Source organism: Streptococcus suis, from assembly GCA_002831545.1.
Taxonomy (GTDB): domain Bacteria; phylum Bacillota; class Bacilli; order Lactobacillales; family Streptococcaceae; genus Streptococcus; species Streptococcus suis_P.
Map to the genome: position 1 here is coordinate 1004498 of CP025095.1, position 20819 is coordinate 1025316.

Genomic DNA, 20819 nt, shown 5'->3' on the forward strand with positions numbered 1-20819 from the left:
AAGGGGTTAGGCTGCTTTTTTGCCGGTTCGAAGAACCTTATAAAGGCGTAATAATATTGTTCCGCTGGCCATACCGATGGGAATGACTAAGGCTAAAGTTAAGACGGTAGTGATATTGGTTAGGGCTTGAGCGTGGTCCCCAGAAACGAAATAAGTCGTGGTCATGTAGGCTCGATAGCCTGGAACAAGTGGTGCAAGTATAGCCAATGAAAAGATGACGGAGGGTGTTTTTAACCAAATACTCATGATTTGACTGACACAGGATCCGATAATTGCCGCGAAAAAGGTAGCAATCAAGACATTTGTTGGTTCCAATAGTAAAAGATAAATAAGCCAAACAAGCATGCCTAGGAGTCCACCAGGGACCAGCATTTTTCTTTGAACATTGAGAACAATTAAGAAGGCTGCAATAGCGATATAAGAGGCGAGTGCCTGTAATAAGAAGTGAACTGGTGTCATAGATTACCTCACAAGCATAAAGGCCACAGTTGTACCTGCACCGAGCGATAAGATAATAAGCGCTGTTTGGAAAAATTTGGTCATCCCTGTATTGATATGATTGGTCATGAGGTCTCTTACAGCATTTGTAAAAGCAATCCCTGGTACAAAAGGCATGACTGCCCCTGCATTAATCAGGTTAGGATTAATGGGGAGAGTAGTGGTTGCGCTTAATAAATAAGAGGTGAGTGAGAAGACAAAGGCGCCAACGAAGGTGGTGACAAAATCAATTCCAATATAGCGATCGACAATTAGTGAGATAGGGAAAGCTAAAGCTGTTGCGAGGACAGCACCTGCTGCATCTAAAAGAGAACCTCCGAACATGATGGTAAAAAATGGTGCGGCTACTACGGCAGCTAAGGTTATTTGGATATTGTTATAAGGTGGCTTTTGTTGTTTGATTGCATTTAATTGGCTCCAAGCTTCTTCTAGGCTGATTTCTTCATTGGCTAGGGAACGGGAGATTTGGTTGACGTCACAAACTTTCTGCATGTCGTAATTTGAATTGACAATGCGTTTCATACGCGAAATATTCGTATGGTCGATGGAGAAAAAGATAGCAGCAGGGATGGCAAGGACATTGGCCTGTTCAATTCCTTGTGAATGTGCAATCCGAATCATGGTATCTTCAACTCGGTGAATTTCTGCACCGCTTTGTGCCAAAATGGCACCAGCGAGCATGAGCACGTCTATGACCAAGTTTAGTCTAGGAGTGTTTTCCATAAGTAAGTCCCATCCCTCTGCTAGTTATTTTCTTAATTATAACAAAATATAGGTGTAGGCAACATATTTTTTTAATAGATAGGCAAAATAGTTGAAAATTGTTCGGATTGTAGTATAATTGACTTATCAACGATTGATTAATCAATCAAAAGAGGTAGATAATGCAAGAAATGGAAGATTTGTTATACAGATTGAAAGTGGCAGATGAGACGATTTCCAATCTTTTTGAAAAGCAGTTGGGAATCAGTTTGACACGCTATTCAATATTGCAAACATTACTAAAAGATGCACCCCTGCATCAGTTGGCTTTGCAGGAGCGGCTTCAGATAGACCGCGCAGCGGTTACGCGTCATCTCAAATTGTTGGAGGAGAGCGGCTATATCATTCGCAAGCGAAATCCTGACAATCAGAGAGAAGTACTTGTCTGGCCAACTGAGCAGGCTAGAGAAGCGCTAATCACGAATCCTTCTGCCCACCACCAAGCTATCAAAACTTCGATGAATCAGATTCTAACTGTTGAGGAGAGCGAGCAATTCCTAGCCACTCTTGATAAACTGTTGATTGGCTTGCAAAATCTACCTATATAATTTTTTGAGAGGAGACATTATGTCTATTTTTACCACTATTCTAGCTAGTATCGTAGCTATTGAGCACCTATATATCATGTATTTGGAAACCTTTGCGACCCATTCAGGCTCTACTAGTCGCGTATTCAATATGGAGAAGGAAGAATTACAACGTAAGTCTGTGACAACCCTATTTAAAAACCAGGGAATCTATAATGGTTTGTTGGCCGTCTTCCTTATCTATGGAATTTTCGCAGGTAACCTTGAAGTGACAACTATTTTTGTCTTGTTTGTTATTGGAGCAGCAGGCTACGGAGCAGCGACTTCTAGTCCAAAAATCATCTTAACCCAAGGTGGACCAGCAATCTTGGCATTAATTTCTATTTTGTTGTTTAAATAGGTTAAAAAGCCTTCCGTTGAGGAGGGCTTTTTGCAATTACTGAATATTCAGTTCTCCATCTAGTGTAGAGATATGGAGGTAATTAGTGGCTTGGGGATTGGAATAGGTTGGAAGGTCAATTCCCAGATTATTTTGACTGGCATCTATATGGATGTCAGTTTTTGTTTGGGGATGAAGAGAAATGTCAATCGAACCATTGTAATTACTGATGTTATGTCTTCCTTCTAGTTTTAAGTTTTCAGCTTTAAAATCCCCATCCTCGACAGTTAGAATACTTCCGGTAGTATCTGTGATGTCCGCTGGACTTGTTAAAGTGGACTGCTTGATTGTAACTTCTCCATTGATGTGTAATAGTCTACTAAGACTGATGTGACTGTTTTCAATCAACATGTCCCCATCTTCAGCAGTGAGTTCAAGATTTTGAATAGTTACTTTATCCAGATAAAGGTCTCCTTGAAGGTTGCCTGAGAGTGTTTCGATTGTGCTGTTTTTGGGGATCTGTAAAACAGGTTGGTAGTAGGCAATATTCTGGTCATTGACAAGATGTAAGATAGGTTCGAGTAAACCATCATAAGTAACGATGCCTTGATAGGCACTAGAAATGGTCAATTTTCCATCTTGAACTTGGTGGCTGAGTAGGTCAATGCCTTTGTGCTGATTTCGGTAGTAGTGGAGGTGGAATTGGTTGTCAGGCGAGGGCATAATGGACAGTTTTTCATTAACTTCTATAGAACGAATATCCGTAAAACTTGCCGTTTGGGGCTGAAAATAGTTTTCGCCAATGTTTTTCATATTTGTCCAACCACCAGCAAAGTAGCCGATGAGGCTGAGAATTGTGCCAAGAGTGAACAGGCTCAGACTGATTTTCGTAAATGGCTTAAGCTGTTTCATAGTAGCCTCCTTTGCGGATCTTTCTTTGTATCCAATGTAAAACAAGCAAGAAGGTTTTGCTTCCAAGGTCTAGAGTGAATTTACTACCCAATAGTGTGAGGGCCAAGCAGATGATGGCGAGGCCTGTGAAGAGCAGGGAGGTAGACCATGATAGTGTGAAGAGGTCAAAGGCGAGGAGTAGCTGGGCGATTGCCAGGCTGAGGAGGACAATCCAGAGTGAGATAAGAAGTAGGAAGACACTGAAGATGAGCACGAGAAGGATGATGAAGAGGGCGACCAAGCTAATGGCTAGGGGGATGCCGACGGGTGCGGCAAGGATAGCGAGGATGGTCAACCAGACCATATTGCGGGTATTTGGCTTATCCTCAATCTTCTCTTTATCATAGAGATTGGCTAGAATTTCACGGGCTGCATCTTTTGGACTGCCTAGCTCTTGAATAGCTTGCTCATCGTTTTCTTTCTCATCGAAAAACTCATTGAAATAGTCCAAGGTATCTTGAAAATCTTCTTTTGGCAGGTGTTTGAGATGTTTTTCGAGTTTCTGTAAATATTCCTTGCGCTTCATGGGAACCTCCTTTATCCAACAGTAAGCTGGCAATCTTGACAATGAATAACTAGCTGAGCAGGGCTATTTTCTTGCTTATAGCTGAGATGAGTGATGTCATCCTCTTTCATCATTGTAAAGGCCTTATCCTTTGGAAGTTTAAGGCTAGAATCCTCCTCCCAGATGTCCAAACTGATGTCTGTACTTGGTTTATAGGTTACGACAGAATCTTCAGCCTGGCAGTTAAGGCTCTTTTCAAGGACAAAATCCTTCAACTTCCAGACACAGTCTTCTAATGTTATCCTTGCATCTGAAAGGCTCATGCTTGAGAGAGTGATAACAGCATCGCTGGCTTCCAATTTTAACTCGCTCAGCTGTCCATCTGAGATAGTTAGTGTAGAGTCTTCTAACCGTAGAGCAGAGCTTGGGCAGCTCACTTTCGTCATGCTGATGCTGCTATCTTTTGCATTGATGACTAGCTGTTCGCTCGCCTGCACAGCCGCCGTCGTCAGACTACTATCTGTCGTTTTCAGATTGAGACTAGTAAGGGGCAGTAGTTTTTTAGGGATTTTGAGAATAGCAGAGCTGGTTTGATTGTTTGAGAAGTAGAGCTGGTCAGGGAGTGGCTTGCTAGATATGTACAAACTATCATGAACCAGTTGATAGTCAAAAGCCTGGTAGCTCCCATCTTCTGAAACAGGATTGTGCAATAAGACAGCTTCTCCTTCATAACTTTGAACACTAAGGGCCTGATCTTCGAGCGAAATCTGTAGATTTGAAAACTCAGGTAATTCTTCGATCTTCGCCGTCAATTCAATTCTTTCCCTAGCTTGATAGGCTGAATGTTTGAAATTGTTGAAAAAATTCTCCCAGTCAAATTGAAAATCAAAATCAAAGTTGAAATCAAATGGTTTAGATGAATGTGGACTTGCTTGGTCTTTCTCGGTGATTAGGGCATCTTCAGGTAGATTGGCAATGATTTCTTTTGCTGCTTCATCAGGTGTTCCTAGCTCTATAATAGCTTCCTCGTCGTTATCCTTTTCGTCAAAATACTCATTGAAGTAGTCTAAAGCCTCCTGTCTGGCACTTGGATGAAGTTGAAATAATGCTTGTTCCAGTTGGTTCAAATAATCTGCGCGTGTCATTTTCGTAAGCTCCCTTCTATAATTCCGTCAATATGGTCTTTGTAGCTATTCCATTCACCCTGCAGGAAGGGGAGGTGTTCACGTCCAGCAGGAGTGATGGTATAGTATTTCCGCTTTCTCCCTTGAAATTCTTGGGTATAGGTGGTGACATAGCCAGCCTTTTCCAATTTTTTCAAAATAGGGTAGAGTGTGGATTCCTTTATATCAGCAACTATCTTGATGGTTTGACTGATTTCATAGCCGTAGGAATCCTGCTTTTCCACGATGGCTAATACCAGAAATTCAATCAAGATAGAGGATACGGGGTAGTACATAAACTCACCTCTTTATCTTTATAGCCATCCAGTTTATCTTTTACTACTTCGTTAACTTGCTTTGCCGTACGCTAGTACAGCCTACAGCTAGTTGCCTCGTATTAAAAGCAAACTGAAAGGCTATGTATAATTATTTTATATATAAATTATATACCTATTGTTTAGCAAAATCAAGCGATTATATAAAATTTTTATATATCATCAAAATTCTTTTCTATATGCTATACTAGTTTCATGAATGAACTTGAATTATTAGCCCGTGCTCTCGGTTTTATCTTTGTTATCGGTTTAGGTTATACATTAAAAGTCAAAGGGATTGTTCGAAGGGAAGATGCAAGAATCTTTTCTAGCTTAGTGATGAATGTTACGCTACCAGCTTCTCTCCTTGTAGCTTCAGCGACAGCCCAAGTATCTATAGATTTATACGTTCCCTTCATATTAGGGATTCTTTGTAATCTTTTTTTGGATATGGTGGGATACTGGGAAGCAAAGAAGTCTGGTCAACAGACTTCAGTCGGTCTTATGCAGTTATCAGGCTATAATATCGGAACCTTTACACTCCCATTTGTGCAAGCTTTTTTTCCGCTATCTAGTCTACTAAGCGTCATCGTATTTGATGCGGGGAATGCAATCATGGTTCTAGGTGGGAATTACAGTATCGCAGCTGGTGTGGATGAAGAGCAGGAAAGAATGACCGTTGCAACTTTTATAAAGAATCTTTCACGCTCAGTTCCACTAGTAGTCTATCTAGTTAGCCTATCGTTAGCAGTCTGCTCTATCAAACTTCCACGCGAACTTATCTCTGCGCTGACGATAGCTAGTAATGCTAATCCTTTTTTAGCCATGCTCATGTTGGGAATCTTGCTTGATTTAAAATTGAATTGGCAAGAAATTAGTCGATTGGTCTATCTTCTCTCTTTGAGGCTGGGTGCGAATATTCTAATAGCAGGAGTCATTTATTTTCTTCTACCTATTGATAAAACGATGAAAATCATGTTGCTGGTCTGTCTAGTCTCTCCGATTTCAGTCATGTCCCCAATTTATGCATTAAAGTTAGGTAGTCGCTCAGCTGAACCTGCCAATGTTAACTCCTTATCTATTTTGGTCAGCCTAGTCATGATGGTTCTTCTTATTTTTCTATTCGTTTAAAAAAGCCTCCGCGTGTGCGGGGGCTTGATTGTATATTAATCAATAAAGAATTCTTGTGGACCTTGGTAACGACTTCCATCATTAAAGGCGATGTAGAGGTTAAAGATAGGTGTAAGAAGAACATAGAAGATAGCTTGTACAGCTGATAAACCAAAGCTACGACCAAAATTGTAAACGAGATAGATGCCATATAATGGTCCTGCTAGTGGAATCAGTAAGAATAGAATGAACCATCTTTTTTCATAGCCAAAGGCGATGCATTGTTGGATATAGAGATTGTAGATTGGGATCAATGATTTCCAACCAGCATAGCCTGCTTTTTTGAAGAGGATGTAGTTGGAAATAGCAACAAGAATATACCAAATAAATGAAAATAGTAGTGTTGTACCCCAAATGCCAATGAGAATTCCCTGTGCTAATGTTTCTTCTGTCATATTAAAACTCCATTTCTTTTTGATGGTTCTATTATAACAGTATTAGTTCAATAATACAAGTAGTTTTTCAAAAATTTTGAAAGATTTTCAGAAAAAATCAGACCTTCAATTGAAAGTCTGAACAAATTGTTTATTTATATGCTACAATACCTAAAATCACATCAACAGCTTTTTCCATGGTTTCCAAGCTGACGAACTCGAAGCGACCGTGCATGTTTTCGCCACCTGCGAAGATATTTGGCGTTGGAATGCCCATGAAGGAAATCTTGGAGCCGTCTGTTCCTCCGCGAACAGGCTCAATCAGTGGCTTGATACCTAGATTTTCCATGACGTCCTTAGCAATGTTAATTGGAGTCATATCTTTTTCGATGATTTTCTTCATGTTGTAGTACTGGTCATGTAGGTTGACAATGACACGTGGAGTGTCAAAATTGGCATTCATCTTTTCAGCGATGTCCAGCATGAGCTGTTTGCGGGCAAGGAAATCCTCTTCCTCAAAGTCGCGGATGATGTAGGAGGTAGAAGCAGTATCAACGCTGCCTTCCATATTCATCAAATGGAAGAAACCCTCATAGCCTTCTGTTTTCTCAGGGCGGTCTGCTTCTGGAAGGGCATTGTGGAAATCAATAGCCATTTGGAAGGCATTGATCATCTGGTCCTTAGCAGATCCTGGGTGGACATTACGTCCTAGGAAATCAATCTTGGCACCTGCTGCTGAGAAGGTTTCGTACTGGAGTTCCCCCAGCGGTCCGCCGTCCATGGTGTAGGCAAAGTCCACATCGAAGTCTTCCACATCAAACTTGTCTGCTCCGACACCGATTTCCTCGTCAGGACCAAAGCCGACACGGATTTCGCAGTGCTTGATGTCAGGATTTTGGACTAGGAATTCAATCGCTGTCATGATTTCTGCAATTCCTGACTTGTCATCAGAGCCTAGCAAGGTAGTACCGTCAGTGGTAATCAAGGTTTGACCGTGGTAGTTGGCAAGTTGTGGGAAGTCTTTTGGATGCAATTCGTAGCCAGAAGTTCCCAAAGCGATTGGGTTGCCGTCGTAGTTTTCGATGATTTGCGGATTGACACCTTCAGCGTTGAAATCAGCCGTATCCATGTGGGCGATGAAGCCAATCTTACGTGTCAAACTTGGGTCGTTGGCAGGCAGTGTTCCCACAGCAAAGCCGTTCGGTAGGTAGTGGACATTCTGTAAGCCGATGCGTTTCATTTCAGGCAGAAGGATATTCTGTGCAAACTCGACTTGGTTTTGGGTAGAAGGTGTAGTGGTCGAGTTTTCATCTGAGCGAGTGTTTTCTTTGACATAGACTAAAAAGCGGTCTAAGAGTGTTGGGTATTTCATAGTATCTCCTTATTTGTTCAAAATATGTTTTTCAATGGCTTTGGCAACGCCATTGTTTTCATTGGTGTCTGTGATGTCCTGGGCGATAGCCTTGACCTGCTCATTGGCGTTGCCCATGGCAATACCAAGTCCAGCAAATTCAATCATTTCCAGGTCGTTGTTGGCATCTCCCATAGCCATGATTTCTTCAGGAAGGATACCGAGGCGGTTTGCCAGTTTTTTTAAACCAGAGGCCTTGCTGGCACCGTTTGGTAAAATTTCTAACAGATAGTCCTGTGAACGAACGGTGGAATAGTGTTGGCTGAGTATAGGATTGTGTTGATTTTCAAAAGCATCGATATGCACTTTTTCACCGACAAACATGGCTTCAAAGAAGCGATGCTGACCTGACTGGGCTTCTTTTAAATCAATTGGTTGAGGAGTCATTCCTACTAAACCTGCGTCTAAATTAACGCGTGCATTGGCTTTTTCTGCAAGAACGAAGTAGTCTTCCTCATCAAAGAGAGAAATTTGCACATCATCATTTTCAATAAAAGTGGAAAGATAATCAATATCAGAGATAGATAGTTCTTCCCAGTCAATCAGGCTCCAATCCTTTGTCGAATGCGTTGAACAGCCGTTATTGACAATGATAAATTCTTCCTCGGTGTCAAAGCCGAGCTGCTCTACGAAAGGTTTAACACCAGCCAAGGGCCGACCAGTACAAAGAACAATCTTGACGCCCGCTTCAACAGCCTGATGAATGGCATCAATCTGTGGCTGCATCAGCTCTTTTTTCTCGTTTAAAAGGGTTCCGTCCATATCAAGAGCGATTAGTTTAATCATATAAACCTCCTTGTTTTCAATACATCTAGTATAGCATAAAATGAGAAAGGAATGATTGAAATACTAGAAGAAATACGGTATAAAAATTGAGAATGGGCTGCTTACTGATGGTCAAAAATTATAAATATATATGGAACATTGGTTATAGACCGGTGTTTTTTGGTATAATAGAAGGATAGAATAGGAGCATGATATGAAGATTAGTGTGAAGAAAGAGGCGGGGCACTACCTGCTCAGCATTTGCTATTCTGTGTCGGCTAGTTTGGCGGAGTCCTGGGATTTGTTGGCAACGGATAGTGGTTTTGCTCGCTGGTTTTCACAGTTAAACATTGTAGGAAATACGCTGGTTTTTGAAATGGAAGACTTCCGTGAAAACATGGATTTACTGGAATATCGAAAAAATGAGAAAATTGCCTACAGGTGGGATTCAGTAACAGTTTCATTTACACTGTCTCAGCTAGAAAATCAGACCTTGATTAGTTTTGAAGAACGAATTCCAGAAGATTTTGGTAATGAATTTGCGAATGCTCAAAAAGACATGACAGGATGGTTGGTGCAAAATGAATGTATCAAAAAATTCTTAGAAGGTCAGGAGCCGCCTGTGCGTCAACCCTTGCAGGAAAAGTGGAGGACTTTTCTGGAGCTTGAATTAGAAGGTCTGTAATCTGAAAGGAGGTTGTTATGAAAAAGTGGTGGGAACAACTGAAAGAAGAATATTATGAAACACGGTTTGATTCTAATGAAGATTGGATGGAATGGTTTATCAAACGGAAGATGACCTGGGGCTGGAGATGGCCGACTGCTATAACGATTTTTGTCCTTTGGGCTCTATCACTTCCAGATGCTAGAAATGCGGTTCGTTTCTTTTATTTTTTATTGGCGCTGGGAGTAGCTACGGTTTTACATAAATTAATATCTTATTTGAAAAGAAGAAAGTGAGAGAATATGCATCAAATTACTTGCCCCCATTGTGGGACGGCCTTTCAGGTCAATGAAACAGAATATAGTCAGCTTTTAGCCCAGGTGCGTGGAGCGGAGTTTGACAAGGAAATCCACGACCGTTTGGAGCGGGAACGAGAATTATTAAGCCAGAAGGCTGAAAATGATTTGCAGGCTAGATTGAGTGATAAGGATAAGGAGATTCTGGAACTGACCGCAAAACTTGATAAATTTGCTAGTCAGACGGAACTGGAAATCAGCTCTGCTATTTCCAAAAAAGACCAAGAAATCCAAGAGCTTAAGGCTCAGTTGGGGCAAATCGGTCTTGCCAAGGACTTGGAGTTGCAGCAGGCGGTAGCTCAGGTGGAAAAAGAGCGGGATGCGGCACAAAATGCTTTGGTTTTGCAGGAACAAAAGCAAGAGTTAGCCCTGGCGACCACTCGTCAGGAGTACGAAGTACGGCTCAAGGCGGCGGATGAGCAGGTGGAATTTTACAAAAATTTCAAGGCCCAGCAGTCTACTAAGGCAATTGGAGAGAGCTTGGAGCAATTTGCTGAGGCGGAGTTTAACAAGGTTCGTTCCTATGCTTTTCCACGTGCCAAATTTGCGAAGGACAACGAAGTATCAGCGTCCGGTTCAAAAGGAGATTTCATCTTCCGTGATTTTGACGAGTCGGGCTTGGAATTTATTTCCATCATGTTCGAAATGAAAAACGAGGCAGATACGACCAAGACCAAGCATAAAAACGCTGATTTCTTTAAGGAGTTGGATAAGGACCGTCGGGAGAAAAAATGCGAATATGCTGTATTAGTCAGCATGCTAGAGGCGGACAATGACTATTACAATACAGGGATTGTGGATGTTAGTCATGAATATGAGAAGATGTATGTTATTCGACCACAGTTCTTTATCCAATTAATCGGAATTTTACGAAATGCTGCGCTCAATAGTCTGCAATATCAGCAGGAGTTAGCTTTGGTTAAGGAGCAGAATATTGATATTACTCATTTTGAAGAAGATTTGGAAATTTTCAAGAATGCTTTTGCAAAAAACTATCAATCGGCCAGCAACAATTTCCAAAAGGCTATTGATGAAATCGACAAGGCAATCAAGCGAATGGAAGCTGTCAAGGCAGCCCTGACCACCAGCGAAAACCAGCTTCGCCTAGCCAATAATAAGCTAGACGACGTCTCCGTCAAAAAACTCACTCGCAATAACCCAACCATGAAAGCCAAGTTTGAGGCGTTGAGGGAGGAGAAAGATTAAGATTGAAAGTGAGAGTGGAGATATAGTGAAAGATAGAAAAATAATTTTGATTGATGGAGAGGACAAGTCAGAAAATATCGAGTCGCTTCAATCGATTCGTTACAAAGGGAAGCTCTACTTTGAAATTTATTTTAAAAATAATGTCCAACCTTATCGCTACAATGTGCAGAGAGTTGAGGTGCTGAAGTTTTCCAAACAGTTGAATCCTTCAGAGATAGGAGTTTATAGAAGGCAAGATGGGGTTTTATTAAATAATATTGAGTCAATGTTTGAATTCAATGGAACGCACTCACGGGCTTATATCATCCGCTACAAAAATGGCACTGGAAAATTATATATGGGTAGAGACCTAGAAATACGGCAAAATGAGTTGACACATTCGAATAGTCGTCATGTTTTTAGTTATTTGACGGAACTATCTAAGCTGAATCCTCTGAGAAACTCTGGGACTGATCAATTGCTCTTGTTAAAAAGGTATGAGGAATTGGATTACGTAGACAAAACAGTTGCTTTAGCGAGCTATCTAAGTCCCAGTAAGAAGAATAACTTGCCGTTTCATGGGGAACTGATTTTCCCTTTTGGTTGTAATAATAGTCAATATAAAGCAACAAAAAATGCCTTAATAAATCAATTTAGTGTCATTCAAGGACCTCCTGGAACTGGTAAGACACAAACGATTCTGAATATTATAGCTAATATAGTGATACGGAATAAGACGGTTCTAATTGTTTCTAATAATAATGCAGCCATTGATAATATTTACGAAAAACTAAAGAACTATGGTCTTGACTTTCCCGTGGCTTACCTTGGAAGTGAAAAAAATAAAAATAATTTTATTCTCAATCAGCATAGTATGTACCCTGATTTTTCTTATTGGAGATTAAAAGATAATGGTATTGAAAGCCTTGATAAGGAATTAAATGAAAAGATTCGTAGGCTTCCTCGTATTTTTGAAATTCAGGAAGAACTGGCCAATCTGAGACAAGAACTTTCAGAATTAGAAACGGAATTTCGCCATTTCAAAGATTTTTTTGAGCACATAGATATATCGCCTATAGAATTAAACCTTTATTCTTCTAAGAAGTTATTTAAGCTTTGGAATGAATTTGAGGAATTCTATAAAAGGAATAAAAGGTTTGGTTTAATTTTTAAGATAAAAAACTTTTTATTATATGGTGTTAAAAACTGGGAACTTTATAAACAAGAATTGTCTGATTTGACAATACAATTTCAGAACCTATTTTACCAGCATAAACAAACAGAAATAAGGACTAAATTAGAAACTCTTCAAGAAGAATTGGTTCACTTAAATGGTACGGAAGTTTTAAACAATTTGACCAGTGATTCATTAAAGATTTTCAAAGATTTTCTAGTTAGTAAGTATGGGAATGAAAGAAATAGAGTACAGTTTACAAAGGAAGATTTAAGGGAACAATCGAAACGAGTTCTTCTAGAATATCCTATTGTTCTTAGTACAACATTTTCATCAACAACAAGTTTAGGAAAGGATATTACCTATGATTATTTAATCATAGATGAAGCCTCACAAGTGGATATTACAACTGGGGCACTAGCATTATCCTGTGCTAAAAATGTTGTAGTTGTTGGAGATAGTAAACAGCTACCGCATATTGTCACAAAAGATGTTAAAGAAAGTAGTGCTCAGCTTTTCCATAAATACGGTGTTCATAGTGGTTATGAATACACAAACAGTTTTCTTCAATCGGTACTAAAAGTGATTCCGAATATTCCAGAAACGCTATTACGAGAGCATTATAGATGTCATCCCAAAATTATCAATTTCTGCAATCAAAAGTTTTATAATGGTGACTTAGTGATTATGACAGGTGATAATGGGGAAAAAGATGTTCTTCAGGCTATCAGAACACCTAAGGGAAATCACGCTCGAGATCACTATAGTCAGAGAGAGATTGATATAATTCTGAAAGATGTTATTCCAAATTATGAAATCTATCGGGAGCGGACAGGAGTTGTCACGCCTTATCGAGAGCAGAAAGAGAAGTTGCAAGAGCAAATTGATGATTTGGAAAGTGATACAGTCCATAAGTTTCAGGGAAAAGAAAAAGATACGATAATCATCTCCACGGTTGATAACAGCATAACACGTTTTACGGATGATCCGTACTTACTAAATGTGGCGATATCAAGAGCTAAAAATAAATTATTTCTTGTCATGACTGGGAATGAGCAATCGTTAGATAAAAATATTAGTGATTTATTGGGATATATACAATATAATAATTTTGAAGTAAGAGAGAGCCCTATATATTCCATCTTCGATTACTTATACAAACAGTATGAGCAAGAAAAGGAGGAATATTTTAGAAAACGAAAACGGATATCGCGATATGATTCTGAGAATTTAATGTATCATCGGATTAGGGAAGTGTTTATGAGCGATGAAAAATATAATAGTTTAGATGTTATACATGACTATAAACTGCATAATCTTGTGAAGGATTTTACTCGACTAACAGAAGTGGAAGCCAAGTATGCAAGGCATGGAAATACGCACCTTGATTTTTTGATAATTAATAGACTTACCAAAGCCCCTGTACTTGCTGTAGAAGTAGATGGATATGCATTCCACAAAGGTAATTCTAAGCAGTTTGAACGTGATATTATGAAGGATAACATTTTGAAAAAATGCGACCTCCCTCTAATCAGGTTTAAAACAAATGAGAGTCAGGAAAAAGAAAAATTGATCGAAATATTGGATGGATTACTAGGAAGATAGCAATGAACATGATGACATTTTCCAATATTATAATGACAGCCACCCTGTCGAAGACATGATTTTCAAACGGACGCCAAGCCAGATTGGACGCCATGTGGAGCTCTGCCATCCTCCCAAAATAGTGGACAAGGTCAAGAAGATTTTTGAACTGCTCCGCACAGGGCAAAAAGACCAGGTCACCATGTGGTTCAAGTCCGAGAGCATGGGCAAGTTTGTCTATGTGGTCTATAAGGCAGTGCGTGATGATCAAGGAGAATTTCAAGGCGTTTTGGAGTATGTTCAGGATATTCAACCATTTTTTGAGATAAGTAGCGATTTTCATCGGGAACTCTAGTTTAGTCATTTTTGAAAGGAAATCAAGTTGTTGGAATGGTCGACTATAAAATTTGCTGACAAAGGATACTATGACGCTCCGTTGATATTTTCTTGGGGCTATGATGAGGAGGAAGAGGTCGGTATTGATGAGGTTATTACATATGAAGCAGCACCTTCTGGAACCATGCGACGTATTCACAAGGAACTAGAGAATTTGATAGGTACAACATTCGGTAGCTATCGTTTTTACGATGACTGATTGATACCGGACCGCCCACAAGAGCGGTCCTTTGTGTTATAATGGGAACATGATTTCAGGAATTATTAACGTAAAAAAAGAGGCGGGCATGACCTCGCACGATGTTGTTTTTAAGCTCTGCAAGATTTTGCAGGAGAAGAAGATTGGTCACGGTGGGACCTTGGATCCAGATGTGACAGGTGTTCTGCCCATTGCAGTCGGCAAGGCCACGCGCATGATTGAGTACATGCAGGAAGAGGGGAAAATCTACGAGGGGGAGATTACCCTCGGCTATTCGACCACGACTGAAGATGCGTCGGGTGACCTTGTCGAGCAGACACCGGTTTTGGAAATAGCAGAGCAGGCAGTTGATAAAGCCATGGCTAGTTTTATCGGGACCATTACCCAGATTCCACCCATGTATTCTGCCGTCAAAGTAAACGGCCGAAAACTCTACGAATACGCACGGGCGGGCGAAGAAGTTGAGCGCCCTCAACGCCAAATTGAGATTTACAGTTTTGAACGGACTAGTCCGATTGAACTAGCAGATGACTGTGCACGTTTTACCTTCCGAGTTCGTTGTGGAAAGGGCACCTATGTCCGTACTCTTTCTGTTGACTTAGGGGCTAAGTTAGGCTACGCCAGTCATATGTCTAAGCTGGAGCGTACAGGTTCAGCTGGTATGAGTCTGGCTGATGCCTTGACCATTGAAGAGATTGCGAACAAGGTTGCTCAAAATGATTATTCCTTCCTCCGCCCTATTGAGCAGGGAATTGGTGACTTGCCCATTGTTGATTTGACGATTGAGCAAGTTATTGATGCCAGATTTGGTCGTTTTATTACCTTAGATAGTCAGGCGGAATTGTTGGCAGGTTTTCATAGGGAGAAACTGGTGGCTATCCTGGAAAAACGTGACCAAGTTTACAAGCCTCGTAAGGTTTTTCTAGAAGAAGTTTTAGCCTAGTTGTGATAAAATAAACAATATGAAGATTAGAACGATAAAAAATTATCAAGAACTCCATCAGGAAAAACCGACGGTTTTGGTATTAGGCTATTTTGATGGGATTCATTTGGGGCATAAGGCCCTCTTAGACCGTGCTAGACAAGTTGCAGATGAAAAAGGATTATCAGTGACCGTACTGACTTTTCCAGAGACCCCTCGTCTGGCTTTTGCGCGTTTTACACCAGAACTTTTACTCCATTTGACCAGTCAAGATCAGCGTTACCACTTGTTGGAGCAATACGGTGTAGACCAGCTGGTTTTGACAGATTTTACCAGTGAATTTGCTAATAATACTCCTCAGCAGTTTTTAGAACGCTACATCAAGGGGTTGAACGCACAAGTCTTAGTGGCAGGTTTCGATTATCATTTCGGAAATTGCAGAGCAGATGTGACAGACTTGACAGAGTTATTCGATGGTCAGGTAGAAATTGTAAGTGAAGTGAGCCTGGGCGGAGAAAAAGTTTCTTCAACTCGTATTCGCCAAGCTATCCAGTCAGGGGATGTCTCTCTGGCTAATCAACTTTTAGGTTATCCATTTATGACGGAGGGAATTGTTGTTCATGGAGATGCCAGAGGGCGCACCATCGGCTATCCTACAGCAAATCTGGCACCTTTTGACCGTGTCCATTTACCATCTGAGGGAGTCTACGTCGCGGATGTTGAAGTAGATGGAAAACGCTATCGAGCTATGACAAGCGTTGGGAAAAATGTGACCTTTGATGGAACGGAGATGCGGATAGAAGCCCATATTTTTGGGTTTGACCGCTTTATCTACGGAGAAAAAATAACTATTTTTTGGCTTGAAAAAATTCGAGATATGGTCAAATTTGATGGGATTGAAGGTTTGATGGAGCAGATGAAGTCTGATGAGGAATTTGCCTTGCAATGGGAGAAATATGCTTAAACGATTGATTCGTCATCCTTTTTATGAGAAGGCTATGACCTACATAGCTGTAGTCTATGTATTTCTTATCGTACTTGAATTGATGGATGCTAATATTGCTAATTCTAGTGGGTATCGGGTACTAGACTTGCTCTTATGGTTTGTTTTTGTCTGCGATTATTTTGCTCAGCTTTATTATGCGGATGACATACTTGAATATGTACAGGGCCATATCTTAGAATTAATTGCTATTATTCCATTCGATTTATTCTTCAGTTTTCTTCGCTTGGGAAGACTTGCACGACTCTTCAGATTAGTCAAAGTAACGAGAATATTTGCCCTGTCTAATCGATTCTGGGATACAATCAACAAGCTATTGCATACCAACAGTTTATCCAAAGTGTTGATGTTAAATATCTCAGCGGTTCTAGTTGCAAGTGTCTTACTATCAGTGATTGAAGGGAAATCATTCTTTGATGCACTTTGGTGGTCCATTGTAACGATGACAACTGTAGGGTACGGAGATATTGTCCCCCAAGATACGATTTCTAAAATTATAGCCATCCTCTTGATGTTGGTTGGTATTTGTACTTTTGGTATGGTTACCTCTACAATAACTCGTTTTTTCTCTGAAACAGAGCGTGAAACGAAGTTGGATACCTTGATGGCAAAAATAGATGAACAAAACGAAATATTGCTACGCTTAGAGAAAAAAATAGAATCTTTGGAAAAATTACAGGGAAGAGATTAGATTTACTATTGAAAACTCTTTTAAGTTAGAGTATACTATAAGAAGAAAAATGTTTTTAGAGGGGATGGAAGACATGATTACTTTATTTTTGTCACCGAGTTGTACCAGTTGTCGTAAAGCTCGTGCTTGGCTGACAAGTCACGAAGTCCCTTTTATTGAGCACAATATTATGACTAGCCCTCTAACTGCTGAGGAATTGAAGAACATTTTAGCATTGACAGAAAATGGGACAGATGACTTGATTTCTACCCGTTCAAAAGTTTTTCAGAAACTAGATATTGATGTTGATGAGCTTTCTGTGAAGCAGCTTATTGGGTTAATCGAAACCTATCCGAGTCTCTTACGACGTCCGATTATTTTGGACGAAAAACGGATGCAGATTGGTTTTAACGAAGATGAAATTCGTGCATTTCTTCCGCGGAAGTATCGCAAACAAGAACTAAAAAATGCTACATTGAGAGCAGAAATAGGATAAGAAAGATAACAGATATGAACAAAAATTATTCATATCCACTTGATTTTTCGTGGAGCACAGAGGAGATTTCCTCCGTGCTTTCTTTTTTGAATCAGGTGGAGGCAGCTTATGAAAAAGGAGCAGATGCGGTAGCTATATTAGCTAGTTATAAAAGCTTCAAAGATGTTGTTAAAAGTAAGGGACAGGAACGTCAAATTGATCGTGACTTTGAAGCAGTTTCTGGTTATTCAACCTATCGAGTTGTTAAGGCTGCTCGAGATAAAGGGAAAGGAGTTATTCGTTTTGGAAACTAAGTATCACTTTGCCCAAACGATTGTCCTGGAAGCTGGAAATTTTCTCCGACAGCATTTACATGATGATCTTCAGATTGAAGAAAAGGGTGACTTTACAGACTTGGTAACACACCTTGATAAACAAGTGCAAGAAATGCTGACTCAACAGATTCAATCTCGCTATCAGGGTGATGGGATTTTAGGTGAGGAAGGTGGGGACGTTTCTTCTATTCATGAGGGAAATGTTTGGGTTATTGATCCAATTGATGGCACCACAAATTTTATTGCTCAGAAAACTGATTTTGCCATTATGATTGCCTATTTTGAAAATGGAGTAGGAAAGTTCGGTATCATTTATGATGTCATGCGAGACAAACTTTTCCATGGAGGAGATTCATTCCCTGTTTATTGCAATCAAGAACGCTTAAAGAAACCAGAGCTGCGCCCTCTTCGTCAGAGTTTGATAGGAATCAATGCAAAGTTGTACGCAGGCAATGCACATGGAGTGGCAGAATTAGCAAATCAAAGTTTAGGAACAAGATCTGTAGGAAGTGCTGGAATTGGTTTCGCCCACGTTCTGGAAGGAAGATTATTTGCCTATGCTTCTTATCTGTGTCCCTGGGACTACGCAGCAGCCAGTATTATTGGTTCCTCTTTAGGCTTAGTCATGTTAAGTTTTGATGGTCCGAGTCTGGCCTATGATAAGCGAGAGTTTGTCATGCTAGTATCAGAATCCCATCTTGAGGAAGTGAAGGGATATATATTCTAATGCAATTACCACAGGATTTTATAGATAAATATAATCATTTGCTTGGTAGTGAAGCCCAAGCATTTTTTGAGAGTTTTGAACAAGAGCCAATCTCAGGATTTCGCACAAATCCTCTTAAAGAAAGCCAATTGGACTTTGAGCAACCAATCCCTAATATGACTTGGTCATACTATGGTAAGGTCTCAGGAAAGTCTCCAGAACATGTAACTGGCTTAGTCTACTCACAAGAGCCAGCTGCACAGGTTGTCGGTCAGATTGCAGCACCGAAAAAAGGGATGAAAGTATTGGACTTGGCAGCAGCGCCAGGAGGAAAGTCTACTCACTTGCTTTCATACTTAGAAAATACGGGGCTCTTGGTTAGTAATGAAATTTCTAACAAACGAGCAAAAATATTGGCTGAAAATATTGAGCGTTTCGGGGCGAGAAATGTAGTCGTGACCAATGAATCTGCCGATCGTTTGGCCAAGGTCTTTCCAGGATATTTCGATATGATTGTCCTAGACGCTCCCTGTTCAGGTGAAGGGATGTTTCGAAAAGACCCCGATGCGATTCAATATTGGTCCAAACATTATCCAGCACAATGTGCCAGCTTACAGCGTGAAATTTTAGAATCGGCCTTGAACATGTTGGCTCCAGGTGGTCAATTGATTTATTCTACTTGCACTTGGTCACCAGAGGAAAATGAAGAAGTAGTGACGTGGCTCTTAGAACAGTATGATTTGGAACTAATAGACATTCCTAAAATCAATGGAATGGTAGAAGGAGTCGGTTATCCAGAAGTTGCTCGTATGTATCCCCACCATTTTGCAGGAGAAGGTCAGTTCGTTGCTAAATTTAGATTTCTAGGGGAAGCCAGTCAGAAAAAATTAAAACCAGGAAAATCCAATTTGAATAGAGAACAGCAATCTCTATGGAAAGAATTTGAACAGAAGCATTTAAGGGTTCAATTGGATGGTTTACTGCAGGTTTTTGGCGACAATCTCTATCTACTGCCACACGGCCTTCCTGATTTGTCAAAAGTAAAGATTGCTCGAAATGGCCTTCACTTGGGGACGTTTAAGAAAAAAAGATTTGAACCAAGTTTTGCTTTAGGTCTAGCACTCCATAGTTCGGAGGTTAAAAATCGAGTGGAAATCAGCTCAGAAGAATTCTCGTCCTATACTGCTGGACATACAATAGCTGTGTCCAAGGATTTAGCTAATGGCTGGTATCAGGTAGCAGTTCAGGGGAACGGTCTTGGTTTCGCAAAAATTGTATCTGGAACGCTTAAAAACGGCTTTCCAAAAGGGTTGAGATTTTAAAATAAATCAGCAAATTTTTTTTGCAACTTGTCTTTTTATATGATATAGTGGATGAGTGGAAATATCTTGTAAATTCTATGTAAAATACAGAGTTAATTTTAGGAGATTCCACTGAAAAATGTAAAGGAAAAAACGAAATGAAAAAAAAGCAGAAGCTTGGAATTGTAGCTTTGTTTCTTTTGAGTAGTATGGCTCTTTCTGGTTGTTCTTCTTGGATCGATCGAGGAGAGTCTATTACAGCCGTAGGTTCGACGGCGCTTCAACCACTTGTTGAGGCAGCAGCAGATGAATTTGGTAGTGTCAATATCGGTAAATCCGTCAACGTTCAGGGTGGTGGATCAGGTACTGGCTTGTCACAAGTTCAGTCTGGAGCTGTTCAGATTGGTAACTCTGACGTATTTGCTGAGGAAAAAGATGGTATTGATGCAAGTAAACTTGTTGACCATCAAGTAGCAGTAGCTGGTTTGGCCGTTATTGTAAATGAGCAGGTATCGGTTAAAGATATTACTACAGAAGATCTGCGTAAAATTTTTACTGGTGAGATTACCAACTGGAAAGAGCTGGGTGGTAAGGATTTGGAAATTTCAATCATTAACCGTGCAGCTAGTTCAGGTTCACGTGCGACCTTTGATAGTGTTATCATGGATGGACAAACCGCAACTCAGAGTCAAGAACAAGATTCTAACGGTATGGTAAAATCTATTGTTGCTCAGACACCAGGTGCAATTTCCTACCTATCATTTGCTTATCTAGATGATTCCGTTAAAACAATTAAGTTAAACGGTTTTGAACCAACTGCTGAAAATGTAGCAACAAATGATTGGCCAATTTGGTCCTATGAGCATATGTATACGATGGGAAAAGCGACTGATTTGACAGAAGAATTTTTAGATTACATGATGTCAGATGAAGTTCAAAATGGTATCGTTGAAAGTATGGGATACATTTCTATCAACGATATGAAAGTTGTGAAAAATGCTGATGGCACGGTGACTGAGAAGGAGTAAGC

The 20819-nt window shown here is 40.2% G+C and carries 25 protein-coding genes and 1 pseudogene; 17 read left to right on the plus strand and 9 right to left on the minus strand.

Features of this window, described 5'->3' with window-relative positions; all coding sequences use genetic code 11:
- Positions 1-6: 6 nt before the first annotated feature.
- A complete protein-coding gene (locus CWM22_04905; GenBank protein ID AUC91285.1) occupies positions 7-459 on the minus strand; it encodes a hypothetical protein in 453 nt (150 codons plus the stop codon).
- Positions 460-462: 3 nt separating this feature from the next.
- Positions 463-1221: a threonine/serine exporter gene (locus CWM22_04910; protein ID AUC91286.1), complete on the minus strand. Its 759-nt coding sequence runs from the start codon at positions 1219-1221 to the stop codon at positions 463-465.
- Positions 1222-1382: 161 nt separating this feature from the next.
- On the opposite strand from CWM22_04910, the gene CWM22_04915 reads away from it, so the two are divergent.
- Together CWM22_04915 and CWM22_04920 are read left to right on the plus strand one after the other, a co-directional pair.
- Positions 1383-1808 carry a transcriptional regulator gene (locus tag CWM22_04915; protein AUC91287.1) on the plus strand — a complete coding sequence of 142 codons (426 nt, stop codon included), beginning with the start codon at positions 1383-1385 and terminating at the stop codon, positions 1806-1808.
- A 19-nt stretch (positions 1809-1827) separates the two neighbouring features.
- Positions 1828-2187: a DUF1304 domain-containing protein gene (locus CWM22_04920; protein ID AUC91288.1), complete on the plus strand. Its 360-nt coding sequence runs from the start codon at positions 1828-1830 to the stop codon at positions 2185-2187.
- Between the two features lie 36 nt (positions 2188-2223).
- On the opposite strand, the gene CWM22_04925 is transcribed toward CWM22_04920, so the two are convergent.
- From CWM22_04925 to CWM22_04940, 4 genes are read right to left on the minus strand one after another with little or no spacing between them, the layout of a single operon-like run.
- Positions 2224-3078, minus strand: a complete 855-nt coding sequence (locus CWM22_04925) for a hypothetical protein (protein ID AUC91289.1) — start codon at positions 3076-3078, stop codon at positions 2224-2226.
- The gene (locus tag CWM22_04930) at positions 3065-3643 is read right to left on the minus strand and encodes a DUF1700 domain-containing protein (protein ID AUC91290.1); all 579 of its coding nucleotides are present in this window, start codon (positions 3641-3643) and stop codon (positions 3065-3067) included. The genes CWM22_04925 and CWM22_04930 overlap by 14 nt, the downstream gene beginning before the upstream one ends.
- 11 nt (positions 3644-3654) lie before the next feature.
- Positions 3655-4767, minus strand: coding sequence for a hypothetical protein (locus CWM22_04935; protein ID AUC91291.1), 1113 nt, complete (start codon positions 4765-4767; stop codon positions 3655-3657).
- Positions 4764-5081, minus strand: a complete 318-nt coding sequence (locus tag CWM22_04940) for a PadR family transcriptional regulator (GenBank protein ID AUC91292.1) — start codon at positions 5079-5081, stop codon at positions 4764-4766. The genes CWM22_04935 and CWM22_04940 overlap by 4 nt, the downstream gene beginning before the upstream one ends.
- A 234-nt stretch (positions 5082-5315) precedes the next feature.
- Between CWM22_04940 and CWM22_04945 the strand changes: the two genes are divergently transcribed.
- Complete coding sequence (locus CWM22_04945) at positions 5316-6230, plus strand: transporter (GenBank protein AUC91293.1); 915 nt, start codon at positions 5316-5318, stop codon at positions 6228-6230.
- A gap of 35 nt (positions 6231-6265) precedes the next feature.
- Here CWM22_04945 and CWM22_04950 read toward each other — a convergent pair whose 3' ends face one another.
- The 3 genes from CWM22_04950 to CWM22_04960 form a co-directional block, all read right to left on the minus strand.
- Entirely contained in the window at positions 6266-6664 is a 399-nt protein-coding gene (locus CWM22_04950; GenBank protein ID AUC91294.1) for a hypothetical protein, read from the minus strand.
- A gap of 130 nt (positions 6665-6794) precedes the next feature.
- Positions 6795-8015, minus strand: coding sequence for a peptidase T (pepT, locus tag CWM22_04955; GenBank protein ID AUC91295.1), 1221 nt, complete (start codon positions 8013-8015; stop codon positions 6795-6797).
- Positions 8016-8024: 9 nt separating this feature from the next.
- Positions 8025-8840 carry a Cof-type HAD-IIB family hydrolase gene (locus CWM22_04960; GenBank protein AUC91296.1) on the minus strand — a complete coding sequence of 272 codons (816 nt, stop codon included), beginning with the start codon at positions 8838-8840 and terminating at the stop codon, positions 8025-8027.
- Positions 8841-9033: 193 nt separating this feature from the next.
- Here CWM22_04960 and CWM22_04965 point away from each other — a divergent pair, with 193 nt between their 5' ends.
- From CWM22_04965 to CWM22_05030, 14 genes and pseudogenes are all read left to right on the plus strand, one after another.
- Positions 9034-9504, plus strand: coding sequence for an ATPase (locus CWM22_04965; protein ID AUC91297.1), 471 nt, complete (start codon positions 9034-9036; stop codon positions 9502-9504).
- A gap of 17 nt (positions 9505-9521) precedes the next feature.
- Entirely contained in the window at positions 9522-9779 is a 258-nt protein-coding gene (locus CWM22_04970) for a hypothetical protein (GenBank protein ID AUC91298.1), read from the plus strand.
- A 6-nt stretch (positions 9780-9785) separates the two neighbouring features.
- On the plus strand, positions 9786-11045 hold the full coding sequence (locus CWM22_04975) for a DUF2130 domain-containing protein (GenBank protein ID AUC91299.1): 1260 nt from the start codon (positions 9786-9788) through the stop codon (positions 11043-11045).
- Positions 11046-11070: 25 nt separating this feature from the next.
- On the plus strand, positions 11071-13803 hold the full coding sequence (locus tag CWM22_04980) for a DNA helicase (GenBank protein ID AUC91300.1): 2733 nt from the start codon (positions 11071-11073) through the stop codon (positions 13801-13803).
- A 10-nt stretch (positions 13804-13813) separates the two neighbouring features.
- Positions 13814-14137 (plus strand): annotated as a pseudogene (locus tag CWM22_04985) (DUF438 domain-containing protein).
- Positions 14138-14167: 30 nt separating this feature from the next.
- Entirely contained in the window at positions 14168-14377 is a 210-nt protein-coding gene (locus CWM22_04990; GenBank protein AUC92843.1) for a hypothetical protein, read from the plus strand.
- Between the two features lie 49 nt (positions 14378-14426).
- The gene (locus CWM22_04995; GenBank protein ID AUC91301.1) at positions 14427-15320 is read left to right on the plus strand and encodes a tRNA pseudouridine(55) synthase TruB; all 894 of its coding nucleotides are present in this window, start codon (positions 14427-14429) and stop codon (positions 15318-15320) included.
- A gap of 19 nt (positions 15321-15339) precedes the next feature.
- A complete protein-coding gene (locus CWM22_05000; GenBank protein ID AUC91302.1) occupies positions 15340-16263 on the plus strand; it encodes a bifunctional riboflavin kinase/FAD synthetase in 924 nt (307 codons plus the stop codon).
- Positions 16256-16993 (plus strand): Ion channel protein, encoded by a 738-nt coding sequence (locus CWM22_05005; protein AUC91303.1) that lies wholly within the window; start codon positions 16256-16258, stop codon positions 16991-16993. Before CWM22_05000 ends, CWM22_05005 begins: the two co-directional genes overlap by 8 nt.
- A gap of 73 nt (positions 16994-17066) precedes the next feature.
- Positions 17067-17468, plus strand: a complete 402-nt coding sequence (locus CWM22_05010) for a transcriptional regulator Spx (GenBank protein ID AUC92844.1) — start codon at positions 17067-17069, stop codon at positions 17466-17468.
- A 14-nt stretch (positions 17469-17482) separates the two neighbouring features.
- Positions 17483-17761 (plus strand): hypothetical protein, encoded by a 279-nt coding sequence (locus tag CWM22_05015; GenBank protein AUC91304.1) that lies wholly within the window; start codon positions 17483-17485, stop codon positions 17759-17761.
- Positions 17751-18509: an inositol monophosphatase family protein gene (locus tag CWM22_05020; protein AUC91305.1), complete on the plus strand. Its 759-nt coding sequence runs from the start codon at positions 17751-17753 to the stop codon at positions 18507-18509. Before CWM22_05015 ends, CWM22_05020 begins: the two co-directional genes overlap by 11 nt.
- A complete protein-coding gene (locus CWM22_05025; GenBank protein ID AUC91306.1) occupies positions 18509-19810 on the plus strand; it encodes a 23S rRNA methyltransferase in 1302 nt (433 codons plus the stop codon). Before CWM22_05020 ends, CWM22_05025 begins: the two co-directional genes overlap by 1 nt.
- A gap of 137 nt (positions 19811-19947) precedes the next feature.
- Entirely contained in the window at positions 19948-20817 is an 870-nt protein-coding gene (locus tag CWM22_05030; protein ID AUC91307.1) for a phosphate-binding protein, read from the plus strand.
- Positions 20818-20819: the final 2 nt, after the last annotated feature.